Source organism: Devosia ureilytica (assembly GCF_024273195.1).
GTDB lineage: Bacteria > Pseudomonadota > Alphaproteobacteria > Rhizobiales > Devosiaceae > Devosia > Devosia ureilytica.
In genome coordinates this window covers 370,938-394,340 of record NZ_JAMZCU010000004.1, presented here as the reverse complement: position 1 = coordinate 394,340, position 23,403 = coordinate 370,938, and the positions used below count along the sequence as shown (strand labels likewise).

The following is a 23,403-nucleotide window of genomic DNA, read 5'->3' as shown; positions in this document are numbered from 1 at the left end:
GGCACCGGCCTCGACGGCTTCGCGATAGGCAGCTGGGGTTCCGGCCGGGCAGATCAGTTCCATCGGCTTAGACCAGCCCGGCCAGGGCACGGCGGCGCACCAGCTCGGCTACTTGCTGGAAGGGCCGTGCCAATGGACCGGCCATGCCTGCCAGATCGGCCGGAAGGTCAAATCCACAGTCGTCCAGCGCATTGCGCAGGGCCAGCATGGCCTCCATGTCGCCGGTTGCGGTCAGGCTTCTGGAAAAGAACACCGCATCCCCGTCGATACGGCCTTCAAGCAAAGCCAGCAGGGTGAGCAGCGGGCCGGAAACAGCGGCTTCGGCCTTGGGCGTATTGGCCTTGCGAAACGTGCGTATGGTTCGGCTGGCGGGATGGATGAGGAAGCTCAGGTCCAGGTCGGCAGGGGTGAAGCGAAAGTGCTTCTCCGCCTGGGGGCCCAGGCGATCGAACAGGTCAGGGTGCTGCTGCAACGCCCTTTGAAAGACTTTTTCAACGACGGCCTGCACCAAGGCCAGGGGCAGGTGATCGATGGCGAGTGCAAGAGGGCGCGGCAGCAGCATCTGGCGGTTCCCGTGGAGTGGACGCAGGCCGGACACTAAGGGGCACGGCCAGACAGAACCTTGATGCAGCGCAAGGAAGTCCGAGGATGTCTCAGGCAGACATGTCCGCATGCCCAATCCGCTCCTGCCGCCCCTCCGCCACCCCATCGCCGACAATCTTGCTGGCTTCATGCATGTGCTGGAGAGGCGTGGCTTGCTGCATCGGATCAACCGGCCAGTCAGCATGGTGCATGAGGTGACCGAAATTCACCGCCGGGTGCTGGCAGACAATGGTCCCGCGCTGCTGCTGGAAAGCCCGGTCATGCCGGATGGTAGCGCTGCAGCCATGCCGGTGCTGGTCAATCTGTTCGGCACGACGGAGCGGGTGGCATTGGGTCTGGGACTGGATGTGCCCGATCTCGACAATCTGGGGCTTGGGCTGGCGCAATTGCGGTCGCCAAAACCGCCGCGCGATCTGCGCAGCGCCTGGGCCAGCCGCGACATGCTGCGCGCGGCACTGACCTTGCGGACGCGACTTGTGCAGCGGCCGGCGTGTCAGGCGGTGGTCTGGCGCGGGGGCGAGATCGATCTTGGACGGCTTCCTATCCAAACCTGCTGGCCGGGAGAACCGGCGCCGCTCATTACCTGGCCGCTCGTCATCACCCGCGCACCGGATGATCCAAGCGATATCAATGTGGGCATATACCGGATGCAGGTCCTGGGGCGGGACCGGGCCATTGTGCGCTGGCTGCCCAGCCGTGGCGGGGCGCGGCACCACCGCTTGTGGCAGCAAAAGGGATTGGACATGCCCATTGCCATCGCCATCGGCGCCGATCCGGTCACGATTCTGGCCGCAGTGATGCCGCTGCCCGATGGCCTCAATGAAATGGCGTTTTCCGGGGTTTTGCGGCGCCGGCAGGCGCGCCTGGCCCATGGTGTCAGTGTCGGACTGCCGGTCCCTGCCGAGGCAGAAATCGTGCTTGAAGGCTCGGTCAGTGCCACGGAGACGGCTGCCGAGGGACCCTATGGGGACCACACGGGATACTACAATTCCGTTGAGTCATTCCCCGTGGTGAGGTTGAGCGCCATTACCATGCGACGCCAGCCGGTTTATTTGTCCACCTATACGGGCCGACCACCGGACGAACCCTCGCGGCTGGGAGAGGCGATGACCCCATTGTTCGTGCCGCTGGCAAAGGAACAGTTTCCCGAGATCAAGGATCTATGGTTGCCGCCCGAGGCCTGTTCCTATCGCGCCATGGTGGTTTCCATCGACAAGCGCTATCCGGGCCAGGCGCGGCGGTTGATGATGGGGCTCTGGTCGATGCTGCCACAGTTCAGCATGACCAAGCTGATCATTGTGGTCGATCCCGATATCAATGTGCGCGATTGGGGCGATGTGATGTGGGCCCTGTCCACCCGGTTCGACGCGATGCGTGATCTGGTGGTGATCCCCGACACCCCCATTGATTATCTCGATTTTGCGTCGCCCCGCCCAGGACTTGGCGGCAAGCTGGGGCTTGATGCCACCAACAAGATCGCCTCGGAAACCGACCGCGAATGGGGACGGCCGCTGGCCATGTCCAACGAGATCACGGACCGGGTCGATGGCCTTTGGAGCGAATTGGGATTACGCGGATGAATGGCATGAACCGGATTGTGCTGGCCGTAACAGGCGCCTCGGGCGCGGCGCTCGCCCTGCGCATTGCCGAGCGCCTGCAAGGTCGGGGTGACGTGGAGATCGAGCTGGTCGTTTCGGCGGCGGCTGAACGGACTTTGTCGCATGAAGTTGGCCCGGACGCCCTGACGCGCCTTGTGGGCATGGCGTCGCACGTCCACGCGGTCGGCGACATTGGCGCCACCATCGCCAGTGGGTCGCATCGCACCAAAGGCATGATCGTGGCGCCCTGCTCGATGCGGACCCTGGCGGCCATCGCGACCGGCATTACCGACAATCTGGTGACACGGGCTGCCGATGTGCAGCTCAAGGAGCGGCGGCGGCTGGTGCTCTTGGCGCGGGAAACGCCACTGCACCTGGGGCATTTGCGCAATATGACGGCGGTGACGGAGATGGGCGCCATCGTCATGCCACCAGTGCCGGCCTTCTACCACCGGCCGCAGTCGGTGGCCGAAATTGTCGATCACCTGGCGGCCAGGGCCATCGATCTGCTTGATCTTCCCGGTGCCGCCGAAGCTCGCCCCTGGCGTGGCGAGGAGGACGGGGGCGCTATTGCCTTGCGCTGAATTGCCGAGGGCCAATCAACATTCAACTGACGCTGGCCCGCTGGTCCTAGAGCGCCGCAAGAGCAAGCGGGTCGGCGCTGAACAGGGCCGCGTGTCCGCCCCAGAGCAGCCAGGCCGTAATCAAGGCCGTGGCGAGCAGCGCCGTTAACATCAGTGCGTCAAAGCCCGGTCTGGCCCGGCCAGAGAGGATTGCGGCAAGCGGCAGCACCGATGTTGTCGCGGCCAGGTTGGACCAGGCGACCCCCAGCCGCCGGCGGCTGCGGCGCTCGGTCATGGCCATGCCCAGAGCGGCAAACAGACCCAGACTGCCGAACAACATGAGGCTGCGCAGGTCACCATTGGCGATGACGTGGCTGCCCGACCAGAGAATGAAGCCCCAGAGCACCGGATGGCGGGTAACCGCGACGATGGCGCCGGGCTTGGCGTCACCTCTGCGAAAGCTGATGGACATGGGGTTGGGGCTGATGAGGCCGGCAACAAGAAGAACGAGCGCCAAAGGAGCCAGGATCAGCGCGATCCAGGCCTGCCAGGGCGCGGGCGGCCAGAGCTCGACATAGTCGAGCGCCAATGCCGCCTGAAAGACCCAGCCTAGGCTGATGATGGAGGCCAGCGAATAGAGCGCCAGATAGACGCGGCGTCCCAGCCGGTCGATGAGGCGTTGGCGGATGGCGGGAATGGCCGGAACTGAATGGAGGGCCAGGAATAGGCCCATGGCGGCGAGAAACTGGGTCAATGCATCGATCCTGGAGGCGGCGATATGTCGTTGAGCAGGGATATCAGATCCTGCTCGGTATGGACGTGTCGACGTACGCTTTCAAAGAATGAACGCAGCAGGTACCCCAGGGCATCGGGCGATAGAAATGCCCTTCCCTCGGACAGCGCCAGAAGGGCTTCCTCGATTTCCATGACGGCCTGGCCGTCAAAATCATGTTCCTGGCGCAGGCGTGTCGCCAGATGGCGCAGTTCTGGACGCGGCGAGGTTTCGAGCTGGGGGAGCAGGACTTCATTTTCGAGCCGGTGGGTCCGGGTGAGGGCCAGGACGGCTTCGCCAGCCGCTTGCGCGCAGCGAGCCCTCGATATGCTGTTCGGCAATCCATCGGCAATTGCCTCCAGATCATCGCAGATTGCGAGCAGGTCCTGATAGCAAGCCTCTAGCGCAGCCAAAGTCATCGTCTTCACCACCTTCGTCCCGCATTCCTAGACCGTTGGGTTGGTGACGACTTTGTTTTCGATCAAGGCCGGGGCGTGGTGCGGGGCACGTCGTCCTCGTGCAGCAGGCGCTCCGAGGCCCCATCGAGGTCGTCGTACTGGCCGGCGTGCAGGGACCACAGGAATACCAGCAGACCCAGCAGGCCGAGCACGATGGAAATCGGGATCAGGTAAAAGAAATCGCTCATGCTGTCTGGTCCCTGAGCTGGATGGCGGGTTCGGTGCGAAAGGGATGCCAGCCCAGCCGCAAGGCGTTGAGCACGACCACGACCGAAGAGGCCGACATGGCAATGGCGGCGAGGAATGGATTGACCAGCCCGGCAACGGCAATGGGCAGGGCGACCGCGTTGTAGAGCAGCGCCAAGGCCAGGTTCTGCCGCACCAATTGCCCGGCTTCGCGGGCAACGGACAGCGCCTGGGGAACCGCATTGAGATCGTCGCGCAAAAAGACGAAATCGGCGGCATTGCGACCGATGTCGAGGGCATTGCCCGGCGCCATGGAAGCGTGGGCGCGGGCCATGGCGGGCGTGTCGTTGAGCCCATCGCCAACCATCAGGACGTGGCGTCCGGCCTTTTCGAGGGTTTCGACACGGGTCAGCTTGTCATTGGGCAGCAGGCCGCCCTGTCCGGCAATGTCCAATTGTCCCGCCAGCTGCCCAACGATTGCCGGACGATCACCGCTGAGGATTTCGATGTCGAGGCCCGCAGCCTTGAGGCGCGCAATGCTGGCCGCCGCATGGGGACGGAGGCGGTCGGCAAAGCTGAAGGCGGCAATGGTTTCGCCGTCGCGCGACAGGACGGTACCGAACGCTTCGCTTTCCGGGCCCGACCAGCCGCTACGCCCCAGGCGGTAGGCGTGGCCCGCCAGATTGGCCTCGACGCCGAAGCCGGGGTGCTCGCGGATGTCGGTCCAGTCGCTATCGTCGGTCTGAGGATAGGTGCGGGCAATGGCGAGCGCATAGGGATGCCTCGACCGGGCAGCCAGACTTGCGGCCAGTGCCAGCGTATCGGGGGTTCCGCTGACGGCAATGGCCGTTGCCAGGCCCGTGGTCAGGGTGCCGGTCTTGTCGAAAACCACCGTGTCGACTTCAGCGAGACGTTCGAGGGCCGCGCCATCCTTGACCATGATTCCGGCTTCAAACAGGCGCCGCGCGGCCATGACCTGTACCATGGGAACGGCGAGGCCGAGTGCACAGGGGCAGGTGATGATGAGGACCGCGATGGCAATGGTGGTGGCATTGTGCAGGTCGCCGCTGAGCACCATCCAGCCGGCAAAGGCCAGGGCCGCGGCCAGATGCACAACGGGGGAATACCAGGCGGCGGCGCGGTCGGCGATCCGGCGGTAGCGGTTGCGACTGGCTTCGGCGTCTTCGAGCAGGGTGACGAGACGGTTGAGTGTGGAGCCACGTTCGTCAGCAGTGGTGCGGACAGTAAGCGGGCCGGAGAGGTTGAGTGCGCCAGCGGGGACATTCTGTCCGGGGCCGACGGGCTCGGCCAGGCTTTCGCCGGTCAGCAGGCTGCGGTCCAGCGTGCTGGTACCCGACAGGATGTCGCCGTCAAGCGGTATACGCTCACCCTCTGCAATGGCGATGGTGGCGCCGACAGGAACGTCGGACAGCGGCAGGAAGGCCGGGCCGTTTGGTTCATCGACGACAAGAGCCCCGGCCGGGGCCAGGCGGGCCAGGCCCTTGACCGCATTGCGCGCCCGCTCGCGCATGGCGTGGTCCAGAGTGCGGCCAATCAGGAGAAAGAAGATCAGGGAGGCGACAGCGTCGAAATAGACCCGGTCGCCGGAAAACATCGTGTCGTAGAGGCTGAGCGCGAAGGCCATGGCAATGCCGATGGTGATCGGCACATCCATATTGGTGCGGCCCGACCGGAGGGCGGTCCAGGCGGACTGGTAAAAAACGCGGCCCGAATAGAGCAGAGCCGGCAAGGTCAGCCCGGCGCTGATCCAGTGCAGTATGTCACGCGTGGGGCCATCGGCACCCGCCCAGACCGAGCCGGAGAACATCATGATATTCATCGAACAGAAGGCGGCAACGGCCAGGGCCCGCACCAGGGGCGAAAACCCCGTGTCGCTGCCGGCCTGTTCGAGCGAGAACAGGTTGGGCTCATAACCAAGCGCCACCATGGTCCGCACCATGGGTGGCATTGCGGCTCCGTCACGCCAGCGCACGGCAACGCGCTTGCCAGAAAGATTGACCCGGCTGGAAACAATGCCCGGCAGGGCATCGAGCGCGGTTTCGATGGTGCGGATGCAGGCGCCGCAGTGGATGGACGGCACCGAGAATTCGGATTGCCGCAAACCATCGCCCAGGTCTCGGCTTGCCAGCCGCACCTCATTGTCCGACGGTCCCCGGCCAGGCCCTCCAGCGAGGGCCTCGGCGAAAATGGGCGGTGGGGCGCAGCAGGTCATGTGTGCACGTTAATTGCTGCGCACCGCCACATAGGCATGCCAGGTGGCATGGCCGAGCAGCGGGAAGATAAGGATGAGACCGAGCAGGCCAGTGGCCAGGCTGACCAGAACCAGGCCAACCACCAGAATGGCCCAGACCATTGTGGCTGGCATGTTGTTGGTCACATAGGACAGGGACAGTCCCATGGCCGAGAAGGCGTCGTGGTGGCGGTCAAGCACCAATGGGATGGAAAAGGCGCCAATGGCATAAGAAAAGGCCGCAAACAGACCGCCAATAGCGGTGCCGACAATCAGCATGCCTAGGCCCGGGGGCGTGGTGAAGAGCATGGTGGTGATCTGGTCGAAACCGGGGAAGGGCCGCCAGCCGAAAAACAGCGCGTAGAGCAGGACGGCAGCGCGCACCCAGACCAGCATCAATGTCATCAATACCGCACCCACAAAGAACAGGTGCATGCCGCCATGGGGAAAGAGCATGCCGGTAAGGGTCACCTTCTCGCGCGCGGCGAGCTTCCGGCTCTTGACGTAGAGTCCGGTGGCCAGAAGCGGTCCGACGACGAGGAAGCCGGCCAGTGCCGGGAACAGGATCTGCGCCCAGCCGAAGGTGAACATGGCATAGATCAGCGCGTAGGAAACCAGGGTCACGCCCAAGCCATAGGCAAGGCTGGTTCCCGGCTGGGTCCACAGGTCACGCCAACCGGCGGCAAGCCAGGCCAGCGGCGCGCTGGCGGGCAGATGCCGGTTGTGATTGACGGCGCGGGGAAGCGCGGGTTCATGCGGGGGGAGAATATCGGCTGTCTGGGTCATGGCGGGGAGCCCCTGGAATTAGCAGCCGGACTTGGCGGCGCGGAAGTGGTCGGTGCTGCCGTCAGGCACCTTGAGGTGGCTGACGCAGTCGGGTTGCGAAGCGAAGGCGACATAGATCAGGTGAGCATTGGCTGCCAGGAGGACGGCAATGATGCCGACCCCCACCAGCCAGGCGAGAGCGGAGCGGCGCTTTGGGGAGGCGCTGCCGAGCGCGGTCACGGTATGTCCCCCCTCAGGTCCATCACATAGAGCGCCAGGAGACGGATCTGCGCGGTGCTCAGCCGGCCTTCCCAGGCGGGCATGGTGCCCTGACGGCCATTGTAGATGGACTGGCGGATGGTGGCGCGGTCGTCGCCATAGGTCCAGTGCGCATCGGTCAGATTGGGGGCGCCGGTTTCAACCATGCCGCGCGCATCCTCACCGTGGCAGCCGGCGCAATTGTCGGCAAACAAGGTTTGTGCGGCCGCGTTCTCCTCGGGCGTCAGGAACTTTTCGCCCTGCATGGAAACGAGATAATCGGCCAGGGCGCTGATTTCGGCACTGCCCAGCATCTGGTCTCGGCCAAACGCCAGCATCTGCCCGTAGCGGGTTTCAGGATGGTTCGCGTTGATGCCAATGCGAATGGTCTCGGCAATAGTGTCAGCATCGCCACCCCACATCATCGGAGCCTCGGCGATATTGGGGTAGCCGGCATTGCCGGTGGCAGAATAGCCATGGCAGCCGGCGCAATTGTCGCCAAAGAGCGCGGGGCCGGTCTGACGCACTGCAGTCATGATCGATTGATCCGCGGCAAGCGTGGCCAGGTCCTCGCTAGCCAGTCTCTCGCTCCAGATCGAGCGTTCGGCCTCGGCCTCGACAAGGCTCTGCTGGACCGCCTCATGCTGATCGGCACCAAGCAGACCCCTGAAATAGCCCGATACACCCGGCCAGCTTGGCATCATGATCGTCCAGCCGATGGCAAACAGGCCCATGGTGGAGAGGAAGACCCACAGCAGCCTGGGGACGGGCGTGTTGAGTTCCTTGATGCCGTTCCATTCATGGCCGGTGGTCACCTGGCCAGAAAATTCATCGCGTTCCTTCAGCGCCATGGCCGGTCCTCCTCCTCGAGAACGGGCATTCGGGCCGCCTCGTCAAAGCCCTTTTTGTTGGACGGCCAGTAGGTCCAGGCCAGGCAGATCAGGCTGAGAACAACCAGATAGATCAGGCCGAAAGACTTGGAGAAGGCCACGACGCTGTCATGATCGAACACCATCATTCCACCTCCGCGGTCTGGGTTTCATGGGCGGCATTGGTCAAGTTGCCCAGCACCTGGAGATAGGCGACCAGCGCATCCATATCGGTCAGCTTGTCCGTCTGGCCGTCGAAAGGCCGGATATTGGTGGCATCGCCATAGCGTTCGGCTACGCCCCCGGCTTCGGGACTGTCGGGATTGGCCTGGCCGTAGGCATCCTGGGTGGCATTGGCGATCTGGTCGTCGGTGTAAGGCACGCCGACCGTGCGCAAGGTTGCCAGATGCTGGCCGAGATCATCGGTACGCAGCTGGTCACGCAGTAGCCAGCGATAGGCCGGCATTTTCGATTGCGGCACCAGGTCACGCGGATTGTTCAGGTGGGTGGTGTGCCAGGCGTCCGAATATTTGTTGCCCAGGCGTGCCAGGTCGGGGCCCGTGCGCTTGGAACCCCAAAGCTGGGGATGGTCGTACTGGCTCTCGACGGCCAGCGAATAGGGCCCGTAGCGATCAACTTCGTCGCGCAGGGTGCGGATCATCTGGCTGTGGCACGCATAGCAACCTTCGCGGATGAAGATGTTGCGGCCGGCGACTTCCAGAGGGGTATAGACCCGCATGTCCTGGGCCTCTTCCACCGTCTCGTCGATGGTGAAAAGCGGGGCGATTTCGATAAACCCGCCGATGGAGGCGACCAGGATGATAAACCCGACCAAACCGAGGGCGCTGCGTTCGAGGCGATAGTGAAACTTGAACATGGGACTTATTCTCCGGCCTGCAGGGCAGGTTCGGCGGGCAGGTCCATGCCTGTGTCAGGCTGGACTTTGGCCGGCATGCGAATGGTCATGATGACGTTGAAGAGGGCGGTGAGGGCACCGAGCAGGAACAGCAGCCCGCCAAAGGCCCGGACGATGTAATAGGGGTGCATGGCCTCGAGGCTGTCGAGGAACGAGTAGGTCAGCGTTCCAGACTCGTCATAGGTGCGCCACATCAGGCCCTGAATGACGCCCGAGTTCCACATGGCAAACACGTAGATCACGGTCCCCGCCAGGGCGAGCCAGAAGTGAACCTCGACCAGGGTGTTGGAATAGATGCGCTCGCGCTTGAACATGCTCGGCACCAGTGAATAGAGCGAGCCAAAGGTGATCATGGCGACCCAACCCAAAGCCCCGGCGTGAACGTGGCCGATGGTCCAGTCGGTATAGTGGCTGAGCGAATTCACGGCGCGAATGGCCATGAAGGAGCCTTCGAAAGTGGTGATGCCGTAAAAGATCGCAGCCAGGGCCATGAAGCGGAGCACGGCGTCGTCGCGCACCTTGTGCCAGGCGCCATTGAGCGTCAGCAGGGCGTTGCCGGCCGAAGCCCAGCTCGGCACCAGCAGCACGACCGAAAAGGCCATGCCCAGCGTTTGCACCCAGTGGGGCAGGGCTGTGTAATGCAGGTGGTGCGAGCCGGCCCACATATACATGAAGGTGATGCCCCAGAAACTGATGATCGACATCCGATAAGAAAAGATCGGGCGATTGGCGCGCTTGGGCAGGTAGTAATACATCATGCCCAGGAAGCCGGCGGTGAGGAAGAAGGCCACGGCGTTATGGCCGTACCACCATTGGGTCATCGCATCCTGGACGCCGGCGAACAGCGAGTAGGACTTGGCCGATCCGAACGAGACAGGCACCGCGAGGTTGTTGACGATATGGAGGATCGCCACGACCAGAATGAAGGCCATGTAGTACCAGTTCGCCACATAGATATGGGGTTCCTTGCGGCGGGCCAGGGTGCGCATGTAGATGGCGAAATAGACCACCCAGACCACCACCAGCCAGATATCGGCATACCATTCGGGTTCGGCATATTCCTTGGATTGGGTCAGCCCCATCAGGTAGCCGCTGGCAGCGATGATGCAGAACAGGTTGTAGCCCAGCAGCACGAACCAGGGGCTGAGGGCGTCGGGGAGGCGAGCGCGAGTCGTGCGCTGCAGCACATGGAATGAGGTGGCGATCAGTGCGTTTCCACCAAAGCCGAAGATGACGCCGCTGGTATGAATGGGACGCAGGCGGCCCCAGCTCAGCCAGGCGACATCAAAAGTCATATCGGGCCAGGCCAGCAAGGCCGCGACCCAGAAGCCAGCAGCCATGCCGATCACGCCCCAGATCAAGGTCAGGACAAGGCCGACACGGGTGGGCGCATCATAATATTCCAAAAGGCGCTCAGGAGAGGGCTCGGGGCGGTCGGCCTGCCGTATGGCGCCGAACAGGGCAATGAGCGAAAGCCCAAAGACCATCCACCCATGCGTGCCCAGAATGTCGCCGCGACCGGCGATGGCCATGGCAAGACCCGCAACGACCAGGCCGCCGAGGATGATGAACGCGAAAGTTCTCTCATCACGAGAAAAGTCTGAAAACACCGCCGGGCTCCTCGATATATCGGATGCGCGTGCACAAAGTGCGCACTCCCTCACCCCTAGAGCGGCGCGCTCCAACTTCTTTGCGCTGGATCAAATAAGCGGTCGTTTTCGGGCGGCGGCTGCTTGACGCTGGAAAATTTGCGCTGCGACAAAGTGCACATGTCCGACCCCGTCTAGCCTGCGAGCATCCGGGCGTTCGGCCGCCGCCTGGACCGAATGTTTGTTGCGGCCCGGACAGTGAAATGACAGAGCACACGACTGATCTTGCCTTTATCGATGTTCGCACCGTCGCGCCCCGCGAGCGGCACCCAAGGATATTCGCCATGGCCAATGCCCTGGCCGTGGGGGACAGTTTCATGATCATCAATGACCACGATCCGCGGCCGCTGCACTATCAGTTGCAGGCAGAATATCCCGGCCAGTTTTCCTGGACCTATCTCGAAGGTGGTCCCGAGGTCTGGCGGGTTGAGCTGGGGCGGCAGGCCGAGGCCTGAGCGTGACAGGGGCGGCCGCACCGGGCTGCCCCCTTCACCGGGAGCAAGATCATGCAGATGGCAACGATATCGCGGTGGACGCTGGCCTATTTCAGCGGCGCTTTGGTCGCGCTGGTGAGTGCGCTGGCGCTGATGGCCCTAGGCCTGGGCTATCCATCCGAGGGCCTGATGGAGCCCCGCACGCTGGTTGTGGTGCATCTGATAACAATCGGCTGGCTGAGCCTGCTGATGCTCGGGGCCCTCATGCAGTTCCTGCCGGTGCTGGTGGGGCGTGAACTGGTCTGGCCCAAGCTGCCGCCGGTGATCCTCGCGCTGATCTTGTCCGGTCTGGCCCTGTTGTTGTGCGGATTTCTGGCGCTGGATGGATGGCACAATGCGCCCGTTGAATTTCTGACCCTTGGAGGGCTTTTGCTCCTCGCCGGATTTTGCGTGGCAGCGGTTATGCTGTTCGCGACGCTGCTCAGCGCCCGTTCGCTTCCCTTGCCGGCGGGGTTCGTGGCGCTGGGGCTGCTCAGCCTTCTGGTGGCTGCCACGCTGGGCGAAACATTGGCCTCCGTGCTGGCAGGGCTTGTCGGTGGCAACTTTTCCGTCGCGCTGGTGATGCATGGAGTGGGGCTGCACGCCGCCTTTGGATTGGGCGGCTGGCTCACGCTTGCGGCCATGGGCGTGAGCTATCGCCTGGTCTCGATGTTCCTGGTAGCGCCCGAGCGCAAAGGCGTACTGACGCGGATGGCGTTCTGGAGTGCGACCATCGCATTGGGCGGGTTGGCAGGCGTTTTGATGATTCTCATCGCGACAAATGCGTCCTGGTCCCTTGGGCTCGCTTTGACCGGCCTGGCCGCTGCGCTGGCGATCGGCGCATATCTTGCCGACATCGCGGGACTCTACCGGACCCGCCGGCGCGCCAGGCTTGAGCTGCACATGGCCGGGGCAGTGGCGGGCATGGCCATGCTGGGTCTGGGCGCCGGCCTCCTGGCCTGGGCGCTTTGGACCGGCAGCCAGCCCGTATTGGCCGCCGCCATTCATGTGCTGGCGCTGGGCTGGCTGGGAGGACTGGGCCTCGTCATGCTTTACAAGATCGTCGCGTTTCTCACCTGGCTCGAATGTTTCGCGCCGCATATGGGCCGCATGATAACGCCGCGCGTGCAGGACCTCGTCTGCGAACGTCGAGCCGCACCATTCTTCATTCTCTATTTTGCCGCAGAGCTCGCCGGCGCGACGGCCATAGTGTTCGGATCAGACGTCGTCTTTCGCATTGCTACGGCGCTGCAACTGCTTGGCGTGATGATGCTGATACACCAGTATGTTCGGGCCAGGCGTCTGGCCGACCTGCCTGAAGCCTGGATGGATCACCCCAAGCCCCGCCTCATTCTGCCGGCCACCAGACAAAGGAGTGTCGCATGACAGATGCACTTGAACTTGATGTCCGTCCCATCCTGCGCAATGGCGGTGAGCCGTTTGGCGCCATCATGGGCGCGATCAACGCGCTGGCTCCTGGTCAGGGTCTCAAGCTCTACGCGACCTTCCGGCCCGAGCCCCTTTTTACCGTCATGGCAGCCAAGGGCTTCGGCTATGAGGCGACGCCATTGGAAGGCGGCGACTGGCAGGTGCTTTTTATGCCCACCGCCGTGCCGGCAGGAAGCGCGGCGTCGCGGCCGGAGGACCCGGAAAGCTGGCCCGACCCGATCCACTATCTGGACTGCACCGACATGGATCCGCCCGAGCCGATGGTGCAGATCCTGACGCAGCTCGAAGCCATGAGCGAAGGCGAGGTCATGTTCGCGCTGCTTGGACGCGAGCCAGTCTTTCTGTTTCCCGAAATGCAAGCCCGAGGGCACGCCTGGGTGGGCGACTTTGACGCCGATGGAACCAGCTATCGGTTGATGATCAGGGCAGGTCGGCAGCCATGATGCCGACCCCAAAGATGGAGATCGAGGCCGACATTCGCGCCGCGCTGCGATCTGTCATCGATCCCGAACTGGGGCACAACATCATCGATCTGGGGATGGTCTATGACGTGGATGTGCAGGATGCAGGCGTTGTCGGCGTGGTCATGACAACCACGGCCCGATTCTGCCCGGCTAGCGCGTTTCTTCAGGAGGCCGTGGCCGCGGCAGCCGGCGCCGTGACCGGCGTGACCCGCGTCGATGTGGAACTGACCTATGACCCGCCCTGGACGCCTGATCGCATGGCGCCCGAAATCGCTGTCCGGTTCTGATGTCCTATTCGGGGCGCGGCTTGCGTCGCGTCAGCAGTGCCGGCGCGTATTCGACCAGATAGAGCGTGAACGCCATCATCCAGCAAAGGCCGCTGAGCGATATCAGGGTCATGTAGTGATCTGGAAGGAGCGCGGCACCAGGTCGAAGCAAGACTGCGGCGATCAGAAACCCATAGCTTGCCGCTGTGAGGGGCGGAGCGGTCAGAGCCATGCCGGTGTGGCCGCGCGTGGCCCGGCTCATGATGGCCAGCGTCATCAGCCCGATAGCCCCCAGGGTGAAAACATGAAGGGCCGAAGTGGCGTCGAGCAGACCCGAGGGCACCAGGGCTATGGCGAAAAACCCAAGCGGGATCGCGGCATAGGCCAGATGCAGCACCAGGACCAGACGCTCGTCGGCCGTTTGCCAGCTCTGCCAGCGGGCCAGGCGCATGCTGTGCAATACGCCAGCCACCACACATCCCAGGACGGTGGCTGGGTGATCGGGCCAGAGCACCCAAAGACCCAGGCCTGCCAGCCCTGCGAACAGGGCAATGGTGTCAAGACGATCATAGGGCGCCGGCAGGTTGATGACGTGCCGCCGGGCCAGCCAGTTGCGCGTAAAGCTGGGCACGACGCGGCCCCCGACAATGCCGATCAGCATAATATAGGCCGAGATCGCCAGGCGGCTGGCCAGTCCGGTGTCTCCGCCCCCCACGATCAATGCGTGGTAGCCGGCATTGGCGATGGCCAGCGCAAGGACGGCAGCCAGAACCTTGAGATCGCGCCACTTGCGTCCCGCGACCACTTCGCGAAGGCAGATGGCGAAAAGGAGGGGCAGAAAGAGACTGTCGATCCCCAGCGCCCATTCCAGCCCGATGACGTCAGGTCGAATAAGGACCATCCGGCCAGCCAGCCAGACGACAAAGAGAACGGCCAGTGGTGCGCCCGAAACAGGCAGCCTTCCGGTCCAATTGGGGATGGCCGTGAGGAGAAAGCCCGCAAGGGCCGCGCTGGTATAGCCGAACAGCATTTCGTGGGCGTGCCAGGCTGGGCCGCCATAGCCCGCTCCGATGGGAAAGCCGGCCGCAAGGCTCGCAATCCACAGTCCCATGGCAAGGACCGCCCAGACACCTGCACCGAGGAAGAAGGGCCTGAAACCATAGGCCAGGATTACCGGGCCGGTATGCGCAATACCACGGGGAACAGGTTTGCGCTTGATGGGATGTGTGTCGGTCATGGCGCACCGGGTTTGGAAGGGTCTCTCCGCCTATCCCGGGATCTCGCTGCGATCCTTGCGCTGGCGCAATCAGTCCGAATTGGAGCGCGTACTGCCGTCCGCCAATGCCTGCAGGCGAGACTTGTCGCGCACCAGGAGCTTTTGTCGTCCGCCCTTGACGATGCCTTGGCTTTCCCAGGCGCTGAATAGCCGGGAGACGGTGTGAAGGGTGGTGCCGGTCAACTCCGCAACATCCTGCCGGCTAAGCGGGAAGTCGACGTGAACGCCGTCACGGTCGTGGCGACCGGCCTGTTCCACCAGCCGCAGCACCGCATGGGCGACGCGCCGCTCGACCTCCTCGGTGGACATTTCGCGGATGCGCGTATGGGCTTCCTGGAGGCGCTGGCCGATGGTGCGCATGGCGTTGACGGCAAGATGCGGGTTCTGCTCGACAATGCTGCCCCAAACCTCATTGGGCCAGGACATCACCACGCTCTCGGCCGCAGCTATGGGGGTGCCGGGATAGTCTTCGCGCTGCAGGGCCTGGGCAAAGCCGAAAAGATCGCCGGGATGGACCACACGGACGATGATCTGCTGGCCAGCCGGGGTGACTTGGGCGACCTTGAGGCGGCCATGGAGCAACAAAAAGAACCGGGTGGCCTTCTGTCCCTGTTCGAACACGGCCTCGCCAATCTCGATGCGGCGCATGGTGGCGCGGGTCAGCAGCCGATCAAGTTCGGCTTCCGCCATATTGGCGAAGAGGGGCAGGCTCCGCACCAGGCTCCGGTCGATATCAGCCAAAACACTGCCTTCCGAACAAGGGAGCGTTCCAGATACAACAATATCGGCATTCGATAAACGGTGCAGCTGTCGCACCCCAGGTTGGCGTTGTGATCCGGCGTGGTGTGGCTCAGGCCGCCGGGATGAACCGTGCCAGCAATTGTTCATGCCAGGCGGGCCGCCGGACGAGGCGAAAGCCGAGATTGTCGGGCGGAACTCCGACCGAGCAACCACCACTCTTGGCATCCCGGACAAAGTAGCTGGTCGCTGCGCGATGCTTGCCTTCGAGCACCCGGATCGTGCAGGCCGGTTGCTCACTGACAATGGCGCCGGTGATGTCGGTATGGACGCGCCGATGGCAGGTGTCTGTCCATTCCCAGACATTGCCGGCCATATCCATGATGCCATTGCTGTTGGCGCCAAAGCTCCCGAGCGCGTGCGGTGTGGGGTCGGCAGCACGACTGCGAGCCGCCTCCTGGCGATAATTGGCGATCCAGCGTTGCGCCGGATCGTTGACGTCCTCGGACAGGCCCAGCGCATCATCGGTATAGCGTTCGGCGGCGGCATAGGCCCATTCGGCGTCGCTGGGCAGCGTCCAGAGTTGTCCGGTCGCGGCGCTCAGCCAACCCGCGTAGTCAACGGCATCCTGATAATTGACGCCAGTGACAGGGAGCTCGCTCCCATCGGCAATCGGTGTCAGGGGCATCGCGCAGGCGCCCTCGGCAACACAGCGGCCATAGTCGGCCGCGCTGACCTGGTAGGTCATGATGTCGAGCGGTTCGGTGAACACGACTTCTTCCACCGGACCATCGACCGGAACATTGTCGCGCAGATAGTGGCCCTCGGGCCGGTAGGTCAGGGTTCCCGGAGGCAGGACGACGCTCGCAGGCGGCGCGAGGGTGGCGGCCGAGAAGGGCACAGGCAGCGACGGTGCGACTTGCACTGCCAGGGCGCCGATCATCAGGGCCAGCAGGCCAGCTGGAAGCAGGAGCGGTATCGCTTCCTTTGTGCCAACGGCATGAGCTGTCATTTCCGCCTCCGGGAGATGCCGGCACTGAGGGTCCAGGAGCCGGCAACGGGGTGAACGGAGCGGCTCATGCCGCTCCGCTTGGGTTTGGGTCAGATGGGGCTGGGGGCCAGCACGCCGGTCATCAGGTCGTCGTCCCATTCGCCCTCGACCACGAAGTGGCCGGCAGCGCCGAACTCGAAGGCCTCGATGAGGTTGTGGTTCACATAGGCGTAGACGCCGGGCTGCTTGAAGGTATAGACGGCGGCGCCGGCTGTACCGCCAGGGATGAACCAGGTCTCCTGATCAACGTCGGGCGGTGTGTGGAACTTGCCCGTGGGCCAGACGAAATCGCCATGGCCGCCGATGAGGTGTGGCCGCGTGTCGCGATTGGCCTGCGAGTGCAGGATCAAGACCGTTTCCCCGACATTGGCCTTAAGGGCATTGTCGCCGGTAAGGGCACCCACCTTGCCATTGAAGACAATGTGGCTGGGGATCAGCGTGCGCATGGCTTCCACGGCATCGGCATAGCCATCGCCAATGCTCTCATAGCTCTTGTAGTTGCCGTCCGCATCCTTGGGCACATAGAAGTCCTGTTCGCCCACGTAATAGACCCGGTCATAGGTGATGAGGTTGCCCTTGGCGTCCTTGAGCCCGTCGCGCGGCAGCACCGTGATGGCGCCGTTCATGCCCGAGGTGACGTGCCAGGGAACCATGCCTGCGGGCGCGCAGTGATAGACGAACACGCCAGCCTTGATTGCCTTGAACCGCAGGATGGCCTTTTCACCAGGGCTGACCTCGGTCAGCTTGGCACCGCCCAGCGCGCCAGTGGCCGCGTGGAAGTCGATATTGTGCGGCATCATATTGGTGTCGGGATTGATCAGTGTCAGTTCGACATAATCGCCCTCGTGCACCACCATCATGGGGCCGGGCACCGAGCCGTTGAAGGTCATGGCCCAGAGCTCGACGCCCTCTTCGACTTCGTGGCGCTTTTCCTCGATTGTCATCGTGAACTCGACAATCTTGGGTGCGCCAGTAGCGACCTGCTCATGGGCATGCACAAAGGGGGGCGCGACCAGATCTACCTTGACGCGCTCCAGAGTGTTGAAGTCCACCATCGGAGCGGCCTCAGCGATTTCCTGCGCGGTCGCCGACAGCATTGCCGTCAACTGGGCTGTTGCACCAATAGCGGCAGCACCCGTAAGTAAAGCGCGACGCGAAAGAATGTTATTGTTGACCATTTTATTCTCCATGGCTGGCACTTCGTGATTTGTGCCGTCGATGGTCACAATAGTTCTGTCGAAAAATAACATCCTTGATCAGGCGCAAATATCACGTGGTTTGTCGGCTGCTGCATTGGCGCTCAATATTTGTTCTGGATCAAAGACCCATGCGGGGTGGTTGCGTAGAACGGCGCCAACGGGTCAGCCGACCCAAACGTCAAGGAGACCCCCGATGCGCACTATCGCAACCACCTTCGCAACCCTGATCGCCCTGGGCGGGCTGATGGCACCGGCATTTGCGGCCGATTATGAGATCCAGCTGCTCAACAAGGGCGAGGCCGGAACCATGGTCTTCGAGCCGAACTTTCTTGCCATCCAGCCGGGCGACACGGTGACATTCGTGCCAACCGACAAGAGCCACAATGTCGAGAACATCAAGGACATGATCCCCGAGGGTGTCGAACCCTTCAAAAGCAAGGTCAATGAGGCCTTCACCATGACCTTCGACGTACCCGGCCTTTACGGCATCAAGTGCACGCCGCACTTTGCCATGGGCATGGTCGGTGCCATTGCCGTGGGCGATGACTTGCCAAACCTGGATGCGGCACGGGCCGTCAAGGTGCCGAACAAGGCCCAGGAACGGCTGGACGCGGCCTATGCGGGCCTTGGCCTCTAATCTCTGACCCGTTGCGCTGATTTACCCCTGCACCTGTGTGCAGGGGTTTTTTGTTGTGCCGGTGCTATTTGGCTGGCGGCTGAAACCGGCTAGTCTGGCGCATCGCAATTGCAGCCCCAGATTGACGTGACCGCTTCGGACCAGGACCACAACGCCCTCATCGGCCAGGCGCACAAGTTGCAGGCCATCCTCGAGTCGGCGCTTGATGCAATCATTACCATCGATGATCAGGGATTGATCACCACCGTCAATCCCGCGGCGGCCCGGCTATTTGGCTATGCGGCCGAGAGCTTTATCGGCCGGAATGTGCATTTCCTGATGCCTGAGCCATACCATTCCGCCCATGATGGATATATCGCGAACTATCGCAATACGGGCGCGCGCAAGATCATCGGTATCGGCCGCGAGGTGACCGGGCGACGATCCGATGGCTCAACATTTCCGATGCATCTGGCCGTCAGCGAATTCGAGATGGATGGGCGGTTGCATTTCACCGGCATCATCCATGACCTGTCGGCGCAGAAGGCCACCGAACAGGCCCTGCGTCAGGCCCAGAAGATGGAGGCCATGGGCCAGCTCACCGGCGGCATAGCGCATGATTTCAACAATCTGCTGACGGTGATCATCGGCAATCTGGAAATGCTGGAAGGGCGGCTGACAACGACAGCCCAGAAGGAACTGGCGACCGAAGCTCTCGAGGCGGCTGACCTGGGTGCGCGATTGACGGCGCGATTGCTGGCCTTTGCGCGGCGCTCGCATCTGGAACCCGAGGTGGTCAACCTCAATGATTTCGTGCTTGGCCTCACCGACATGCTGCACCGCACGCTTGGGTCGACGATTTCGCTATCCAATGCCCTGACGCCGCGCCTCTGGCCAACGCGCATCGACGCTTCACAGGTGGAAAGCGCCATCGTCAACCTGGCACTGAACGCCCGCGATGCCATGCCGGAGGGGGGCCGCCTGATCATCGAGACCGGCAATGTCAGTGTCGATGCGGTGATGTCCGAGGACCTCGATGGACTGGCGCCCGGCGACTATGTGCGCCTGTCGGTGGCCGATACGGGGGAGGGCATGCCGCGCGAGGTGCGCGAGAGGGCTTTCGAGCCGTTCTTTACCACCAAGGAAACCGGACGCGGAACGGGTCTGGGCCTCTCGATGATTTATGGCTTTGCCAAGCAGTCCGAGGGGCATGCGAGCATCTATAGCGAGCCGGGCCGCGGCACGACGGTCAACATCTATCTACCCCGCCATGGCGAGATGCCGGCCCAGACGGCCGAGGCAGCGGAAGCAGAACCGGCGCAGACGGGCCAGATCATTCTGGTTGTCGAAGACGATGCACGCGTGCGGCGCCTGACGGTCAATCGCCTCGATAGCCTGGGCTACCGCACACTGATGGCCGCTGACGCTCATGAGGCGCTGGCCATCCTGGGCAGTGGTGCCGAGGTGGATCTGGTGTTCACGGACCTGGTGATGCCGGGGGGCATTTCCGGCTATGAACTGGCGCACCGGGTCGCCGCCAACTGGCCTCGTCTGCCGGTGCTTCTCACATCGGGCTATGCCGACGAGTTGGTTCGGCGGGACGCAGATGCCATTGCGCATCTGAAAGTGCTGAGCAAGCCGTACCGGCTGGCCGACCTTGCAAGCGCCATCTCCGAGATCCTCGAGGCCGGTGCCTAGAGGTTTCAGCGCTGCGTTGAAACGCTGAAGAGCCTCGGAAATACGGCAACCCGTGGCGGACGCGCCTTAGCGTTCCAGCCTGTCGGGCGTGAAACAGTAACCGGCGCCACGAACGGTCTTGATCAGCCGCGGCTGGCGGGTGTCGGTTTCGATCAGCTTTCGGAGGCGCGCCACCTGATTGTCGATGCTGCGATCATTGGGCGACCAGTCATTGCCCTTGAGCAGGTCCATGATGCGGTCGCGGTCCAGAACAACATGGGCATTGCGGGCAAACAGCATCAGCAGGTCGAATTCGCCAGTGGTGAGCGGAATGGCCCGGCCATCGGGACCGGCGAGACTGCGCCGGGCCGGATCCAGCACAAAGCCATCGAATGCGATTGGCTTTGCGGCCGCTGGTGACGAGGCCGGGGCACTGCCAGAACTGCGGCGCAGGACGCTGCGGATGCGCGCCAGCACTTCTCGCAGGTGGAATGGCTTGGCGATGTAATCGTCGGCCCCCACCTCAAGACCGACAATGCGGTCGATGGTGTCGCCCTTGCCGGTGATGATGATGATGGGCACCTGGGACGCCTGGCGGATGCGCCGCGCCACTGCCAGGCCATCGGCGGGACCAAGGTTGAGATCGAGCGTTACCAGATCGATGCCGCCACGCAGGGCCGCCTCGATATTGGCCCCATCGCTCGATTCGCTGATGCGATAGCCCTCGTCCTCGAGACAACGGCGCAGCATGCGCCGGATCTGGCTGTCGTCGTCAACGATGAGGATATGGTGGCTTTGCATCAATCCTGGGCCAGTATGCGCCGTTACAATCGGTTACATACATCGGATAGGCCGATTACCCGGCCATGGTCAATTCCGTTCCGCCACAGCAGAACGGAGCCCAGCGATGTACCTCTTTCCTCATGCCTCCCCGGACATGCGCGGATCCGCCGACGCTGGTGCCGAGGGCCCCGGCCGCGTCGTTGGTGCCACCACGATGCTGTTCCGCGAGGGCGACAGCGCCGACGCGCTCTTTGAAGTCGTGACGGGGGTGTTCCGGGCGACCAAGGTTTTCGCTGACGGCCGACGCCAGGTGGTGGCTTTTGCCTATCCCGGTGACGTCATCGGCTTTGGACACGGCGATGCCTATCGCTTCGATTGCGATGCTTTGACGCCTGGCCGGGTGCAGGTCACGGCGCACAGCGACATCGGCCAGGCCATGCGCAATCGGCCTGAACTGGGCGAGAAACTCCTGACCATGGCGGCCGGCGAAATCGCCAGCATGCACGATCTGTCGGTGCTTTTGTGCCGCAAGTCGGCCATGGAGCGCATTGCCGGATTTTTGCTATCGCTGGCTTCTCGCACCGGCAAGCTGGGCAATGAGAAGCGTGTGAGCCTGCCCATGTGCCGCGCCGACATTGCCGATCATCTCGGGCTCACCATCGAAACCGTCAGCCGCAATCTGACCAAGCTCAAGATCCGCGGCATCATCGACCTGCCCGGCCGCGGCAACTTTGTCATTCGCGATCTGGAGCGCCTGCGCGGCCAGGCCGAATGCGAGACCACGGTGCACTGATCCAACATGCCGCGTACCCGTCTTGCGATAGCCCATTTTGCCGATGTAGACGCTGCAATGGCGGTGCGACAGGCGCTGATTGCGCATGGCGCCAGCGCCATTCAACTGATTACTGGCCATGAAGCGGACCAGCGTGGGGCGTGCCGGCTGGAGGTGACACTGACGAACACGATCGACCGGCAATTGCTCGGCGTCCTGCTTTCCAGCACTGCCTCCAGGGTGGATATTCACGACATCAATTAGGCCCGGTGGCCGCGCTCTGAATCAGACGGCGGCCGAATGACGTGCCGTGCCGGTGCCGAAATAGCTGTCGAACCGCGCAGCGATGGTCCGAACAAAAGGGCGGCCCCGCTCGGTCACGACAAAGGCGCCGTCGCGCATTTCGGTCATTCCATCGGCGTCGGTGAGGGCAATGGCCTCCGCCTCGCCCAGGAGGGCAGTCGCGGCTGCGCCAAATCCCGCCAGGTCTTGTTCCCCAAGCCGGAAATTGCAGAGCAGCGCGGCAATGGCGCGGGCGCGCATCTTGTCTGCGGGGGTCAATGCAAAACCCTTGGCGGTGGCGCCCGATCCGGCCAGCACGGTCTTGCTGTAGTCGCCGGTGGGTGTGATGTTCTGCACATAGCCTTGCGGGAGCTGGCCAATGGCTGAGGCACCCAGGCCGATCAGCACATCGGCGGCATCGTCGGTATAGCCCTGGAAATTGCGCCGCAATCGGCCCTCATGCGCCGCGATTGCCAGCGGGTCGTCGGGACGCGCAAAGTGGTCAAAGCCGATGGGCTCCAGGCCCGCTTGCGCTAGCATCTCGCCGGCCAGCATGGCTTGGCCGAAGCGCGCGAAGCGGTCCGGCAGGGCCTCCTCAGGGATCATCTTCTGGTGCGGTTTCATCCAGGGCACATGGGCATAGCCAAACAAGGCCACCCGGTCTGGCGCGAGTTCGAGCGCCGCGCCAATTGTGCGGGCCAATCCGTCTTCGGTCTGGAAGGGCAGGCCGTAGAGCAGGTCGAGGTTGACCGAAGCGATGCCTCGCTGACGCATGGCATCGACCACCGCACGAGTCTGCTCAAGGCTCTGGATGCGGTTGATCGCCTTTTGCACCTTCGGATCGAAATCCTGCACGCCGATGCTGGCGCGGGTCAGGCCGAACGTGGCCATGGCATCATAACGGCCGTCGTCGAGATCATTGGGATCGATCTCAACGCTGATCTGCACATTGGCATCCAGTGAGAAAGCGGTGGACAGCTTTGCTTTGAGCGCCAGCAGGTCCTCAGGCGTCAGCAGGGTAGGCGAACCGCCGCCGAGGTGTATGGCAGTGACCCGCCCGCGTCCGCCCAGCTTGGCACTGACCCAATCGATCTCCGCATGCAGTGCCTTGAGGTATTCAGCGACGGGCTCGTAGCGCAGCGTGTGCTTGGTGTGACAGCCGCAAAACCAGCACAGCCGGTCGCAATAGGGAATGTGCAGATAGAGCGACATCGTGGCCCCGGCGGCTACCGAACCAAGCCAGCGGGCATAGGTGTCGGCGCCGATGCCACCGTGAAAATGCGGTGCGGTTGGGTAACTCGTGTACCGGGGTACGGGAAGCGAATAGCGATCAATCAGATCGCGGAGTTCCGGTTGCATGCGGGCGGCTCGTCGTTGCGGCAATCCCCCGCCTTCTAGCAAGCCGTCAGGACCCGCAGTTTGTTTCGGATCAAAGCGCATGCGCATTGCCGGCGGTCGGGGCGCAGAGC

27 protein-coding genes are annotated in these 23,403 nt (G+C 63.2%); 10 read left to right on the top strand and 17 right to left on the bottom strand.

All coding sequences use genetic code 11. The features are described from left to right. Window positions 1–67: 67 nt before the first annotated feature. Window positions 68–562, bottom strand: a complete 495-nt coding sequence (gene ubiT, locus NIM87_RS13285) for a ubiquinone anaerobic biosynthesis accessory factor UbiT (protein WP_254675166.1) — start codon at window positions 560–562, stop codon at window positions 68–70. Between the two features lie 109 nt (window positions 563–671). Between ubiT and NIM87_RS13280 the strand changes: the two genes are divergently transcribed. Next, a complete protein-coding gene (locus NIM87_RS13280) occupies window positions 672–2,183 on the top strand; it encodes a UbiD family decarboxylase (RefSeq protein ID WP_254675165.1) in 1,512 nt (503 codons plus the stop codon). 5 nt (window positions 2,184–2,188) lie between these two features. After that, window positions 2,189–2,785: a UbiX family flavin prenyltransferase gene (locus NIM87_RS13275; protein ID WP_254675164.1), complete on the top strand. Its 597-nt coding sequence runs from the start codon at window positions 2,189–2,191 to the stop codon at window positions 2,783–2,785. Window positions 2,786–2,831: 46 nt separating this feature from the next. Here the strand turns inward: NIM87_RS13275 and NIM87_RS13270 are convergent, their stop codons facing one another. The 10 genes from NIM87_RS13270 to ccoN form a co-directional block, all read right to left on the bottom strand. Further along, window positions 2,832–3,518 (bottom strand): NnrU family protein, encoded by a 687-nt coding sequence (locus NIM87_RS13270; protein ID WP_254675163.1) that lies wholly within the window; start codon window positions 3,516–3,518, stop codon window positions 2,832–2,834. Then, window positions 3,515–3,955 (bottom strand): hemerythrin domain-containing protein, encoded by a 441-nt coding sequence (locus NIM87_RS13265; protein WP_254675188.1) that lies wholly within the window; start codon window positions 3,953–3,955, stop codon window positions 3,515–3,517. The genes NIM87_RS13270 and NIM87_RS13265 overlap by 4 nt, the downstream gene beginning before the upstream one ends. A gap of 62 nt (window positions 3,956–4,017) precedes the next feature. After that, the gene (ccoS, locus tag NIM87_RS13260) at window positions 4,018–4,182 is read right to left on the bottom strand and encodes a cbb3-type cytochrome oxidase assembly protein CcoS (protein WP_254675162.1); all 165 of its coding nucleotides are present in this window, start codon (window positions 4,180–4,182) and stop codon (window positions 4,018–4,020) included. Continuing rightward, window positions 4,179–6,335, bottom strand: coding sequence for a heavy metal translocating P-type ATPase (locus NIM87_RS13255; protein ID WP_254675161.1), 2,157 nt, complete (start codon window positions 6,333–6,335; stop codon window positions 4,179–4,181). The genes ccoS and NIM87_RS13255 overlap by 4 nt, the downstream gene beginning before the upstream one ends. An 87-nt stretch (window positions 6,336–6,422) precedes the next feature. Then, window positions 6,423–7,217, bottom strand: a complete 795-nt coding sequence (locus NIM87_RS13250) for a DUF2189 domain-containing protein (RefSeq protein ID WP_254675160.1) — start codon at window positions 7,215–7,217, stop codon at window positions 6,423–6,425. An 18-nt stretch (window positions 7,218–7,235) separates the two neighbouring features. Continuing rightward, complete coding sequence (locus NIM87_RS13245; protein ID WP_254675159.1) at window positions 7,236–7,436, bottom strand: hypothetical protein; 201 nt, start codon at window positions 7,434–7,436, stop codon at window positions 7,236–7,238. Beyond that, complete coding sequence (ccoP, locus tag NIM87_RS13240) at window positions 7,433–8,305, bottom strand: cytochrome-c oxidase, cbb3-type subunit III (RefSeq protein WP_254675158.1); 873 nt, start codon at window positions 8,303–8,305, stop codon at window positions 7,433–7,435. The genes NIM87_RS13245 and ccoP overlap by 4 nt, the downstream gene beginning before the upstream one ends. Beyond that, window positions 8,296–8,472: a cbb3-type cytochrome oxidase subunit 3 gene (locus NIM87_RS13235; RefSeq protein WP_332017520.1), complete on the bottom strand. Its 177-nt coding sequence runs from the start codon at window positions 8,470–8,472 to the stop codon at window positions 8,296–8,298. The genes ccoP and NIM87_RS13235 overlap by 10 nt, the downstream gene beginning before the upstream one ends. Next, on the bottom strand, window positions 8,469–9,200 hold the full coding sequence (gene ccoO, locus NIM87_RS13230; protein ID WP_254675157.1) for a cytochrome-c oxidase, cbb3-type subunit II: 732 nt from the start codon (window positions 9,198–9,200) through the stop codon (window positions 8,469–8,471). The genes NIM87_RS13235 and ccoO overlap by 4 nt, the downstream gene beginning before the upstream one ends. Before the next feature lie 5 nt (window positions 9,201–9,205). Further along, window positions 9,206–10,849, bottom strand: a complete 1,644-nt coding sequence (gene ccoN / locus NIM87_RS13225; RefSeq protein ID WP_254675156.1) for a cytochrome-c oxidase, cbb3-type subunit I — start codon at window positions 10,847–10,849, stop codon at window positions 9,206–9,208. A gap of 242 nt (window positions 10,850–11,091) precedes the next feature. On the opposite strand from ccoN, the gene NIM87_RS13220 reads away from it, so the two are divergent. Genes NIM87_RS13220 through NIM87_RS13205 form a run of 4 tightly spaced genes read left to right on the top strand, consistent with a single transcriptional unit; the run spans window position 11,092 to window position 13,561 of the window. Next, the gene (locus NIM87_RS13220) at window positions 11,092–11,343 is read left to right on the top strand and encodes a DUF2249 domain-containing protein (RefSeq protein WP_254675155.1); all 252 of its coding nucleotides are present in this window, start codon (window positions 11,092–11,094) and stop codon (window positions 11,341–11,343) included. Window positions 11,344–11,394: 51 nt separating this feature from the next. Further along, window positions 11,395–12,747, top strand: a complete 1,353-nt coding sequence (locus NIM87_RS13215; RefSeq protein WP_254675154.1) for a hypothetical protein — start codon at window positions 11,395–11,397, stop codon at window positions 12,745–12,747. Further along, window positions 12,744–13,253 carry a DUF2249 domain-containing protein gene (locus NIM87_RS13210; protein ID WP_254675153.1) on the top strand — a complete coding sequence of 170 codons (510 nt, stop codon included), beginning with the start codon at window positions 12,744–12,746 and terminating at the stop codon, window positions 13,251–13,253. The genes NIM87_RS13215 and NIM87_RS13210 overlap by 4 nt, the downstream gene beginning before the upstream one ends. Then, on the top strand, window positions 13,250–13,561 hold the full coding sequence (locus tag NIM87_RS13205; protein ID WP_408640072.1) for a metal-sulfur cluster assembly factor: 312 nt from the start codon (window positions 13,250–13,252) through the stop codon (window positions 13,559–13,561). The genes NIM87_RS13210 and NIM87_RS13205 overlap by 4 nt, the downstream gene beginning before the upstream one ends. A gap of 4 nt (window positions 13,562–13,565) precedes the next feature. Here NIM87_RS13205 and NIM87_RS13200 read toward each other — a convergent pair whose 3' ends face one another. The 4 genes from NIM87_RS13200 to nirK form a co-directional block, all read right to left on the bottom strand. Beyond that, entirely contained in the window at window positions 13,566–14,777 is a 1,212-nt protein-coding gene (locus tag NIM87_RS13200) for an NnrS family protein (RefSeq protein WP_254675152.1), read from the bottom strand. Between the two features lie 69 nt (window positions 14,778–14,846). Next, window positions 14,847–15,506 (bottom strand): Crp/Fnr family transcriptional regulator, encoded by a 660-nt coding sequence (locus NIM87_RS13195; protein WP_254675185.1) that lies wholly within the window; start codon window positions 15,504–15,506, stop codon window positions 14,847–14,849. A gap of 160 nt (window positions 15,507–15,666) precedes the next feature. Further along, window positions 15,667–16,566, bottom strand: coding sequence for an SUMF1/EgtB/PvdO family nonheme iron enzyme (locus NIM87_RS13190; protein WP_254675151.1), 900 nt, complete (start codon window positions 16,564–16,566; stop codon window positions 15,667–15,669). An 89-nt stretch (window positions 16,567–16,655) separates the two neighbouring features. Beyond that, window positions 16,656–17,783 carry a copper-containing nitrite reductase gene (gene nirK / locus NIM87_RS13185; protein ID WP_254675150.1) on the bottom strand — a complete coding sequence of 376 codons (1,128 nt, stop codon included), beginning with the start codon at window positions 17,781–17,783 and terminating at the stop codon, window positions 16,656–16,658. A gap of 214 nt (window positions 17,784–17,997) precedes the next feature. Between nirK and NIM87_RS13180 the strand changes: the two genes are divergently transcribed. Next, window positions 17,998–18,441 carry a pseudoazurin gene (locus NIM87_RS13180; RefSeq protein ID WP_254675149.1) on the top strand — a complete coding sequence of 148 codons (444 nt, stop codon included), beginning with the start codon at window positions 17,998–18,000 and terminating at the stop codon, window positions 18,439–18,441. A 108-nt stretch (window positions 18,442–18,549) separates the two neighbouring features. Further along, window positions 18,550–20,118, top strand: coding sequence for a PAS domain S-box protein (locus tag NIM87_RS13175; RefSeq protein ID WP_254675148.1), 1,569 nt, complete (start codon window positions 18,550–18,552; stop codon window positions 20,116–20,118). Window positions 20,119–20,184: 66 nt separating this feature from the next. On the opposite strand, the gene NIM87_RS13170 is transcribed toward NIM87_RS13175, so the two are convergent. Beyond that, the gene (locus NIM87_RS13170) at window positions 20,185–20,898 is read right to left on the bottom strand and encodes a response regulator (protein ID WP_254675147.1); all 714 of its coding nucleotides are present in this window, start codon (window positions 20,896–20,898) and stop codon (window positions 20,185–20,187) included. Window positions 20,899–21,004: 106 nt separating this feature from the next. Here NIM87_RS13170 and NIM87_RS13165 point away from each other — a divergent pair, with 106 nt between their 5' ends. After that, entirely contained in the window at window positions 21,005–21,673 is a 669-nt protein-coding gene (locus NIM87_RS13165; RefSeq protein WP_254675146.1) for a helix-turn-helix domain-containing protein, read from the top strand. A gap of 6 nt (window positions 21,674–21,679) precedes the next feature. Continuing rightward, on the top strand, window positions 21,680–21,916 hold the full coding sequence (locus NIM87_RS13160; protein WP_254675145.1) for a hypothetical protein: 237 nt from the start codon (window positions 21,680–21,682) through the stop codon (window positions 21,914–21,916). A 21-nt stretch (window positions 21,917–21,937) separates the two neighbouring features. Here the strand turns inward: NIM87_RS13160 and hemN are convergent, their stop codons facing one another. Next, a complete protein-coding gene (gene hemN / locus NIM87_RS13155) occupies window positions 21,938–23,293 on the bottom strand; it encodes an oxygen-independent coproporphyrinogen III oxidase (protein ID WP_254675144.1) in 1,356 nt (451 codons plus the stop codon). Window positions 23,294–23,403: the final 110 nt, after the last annotated feature.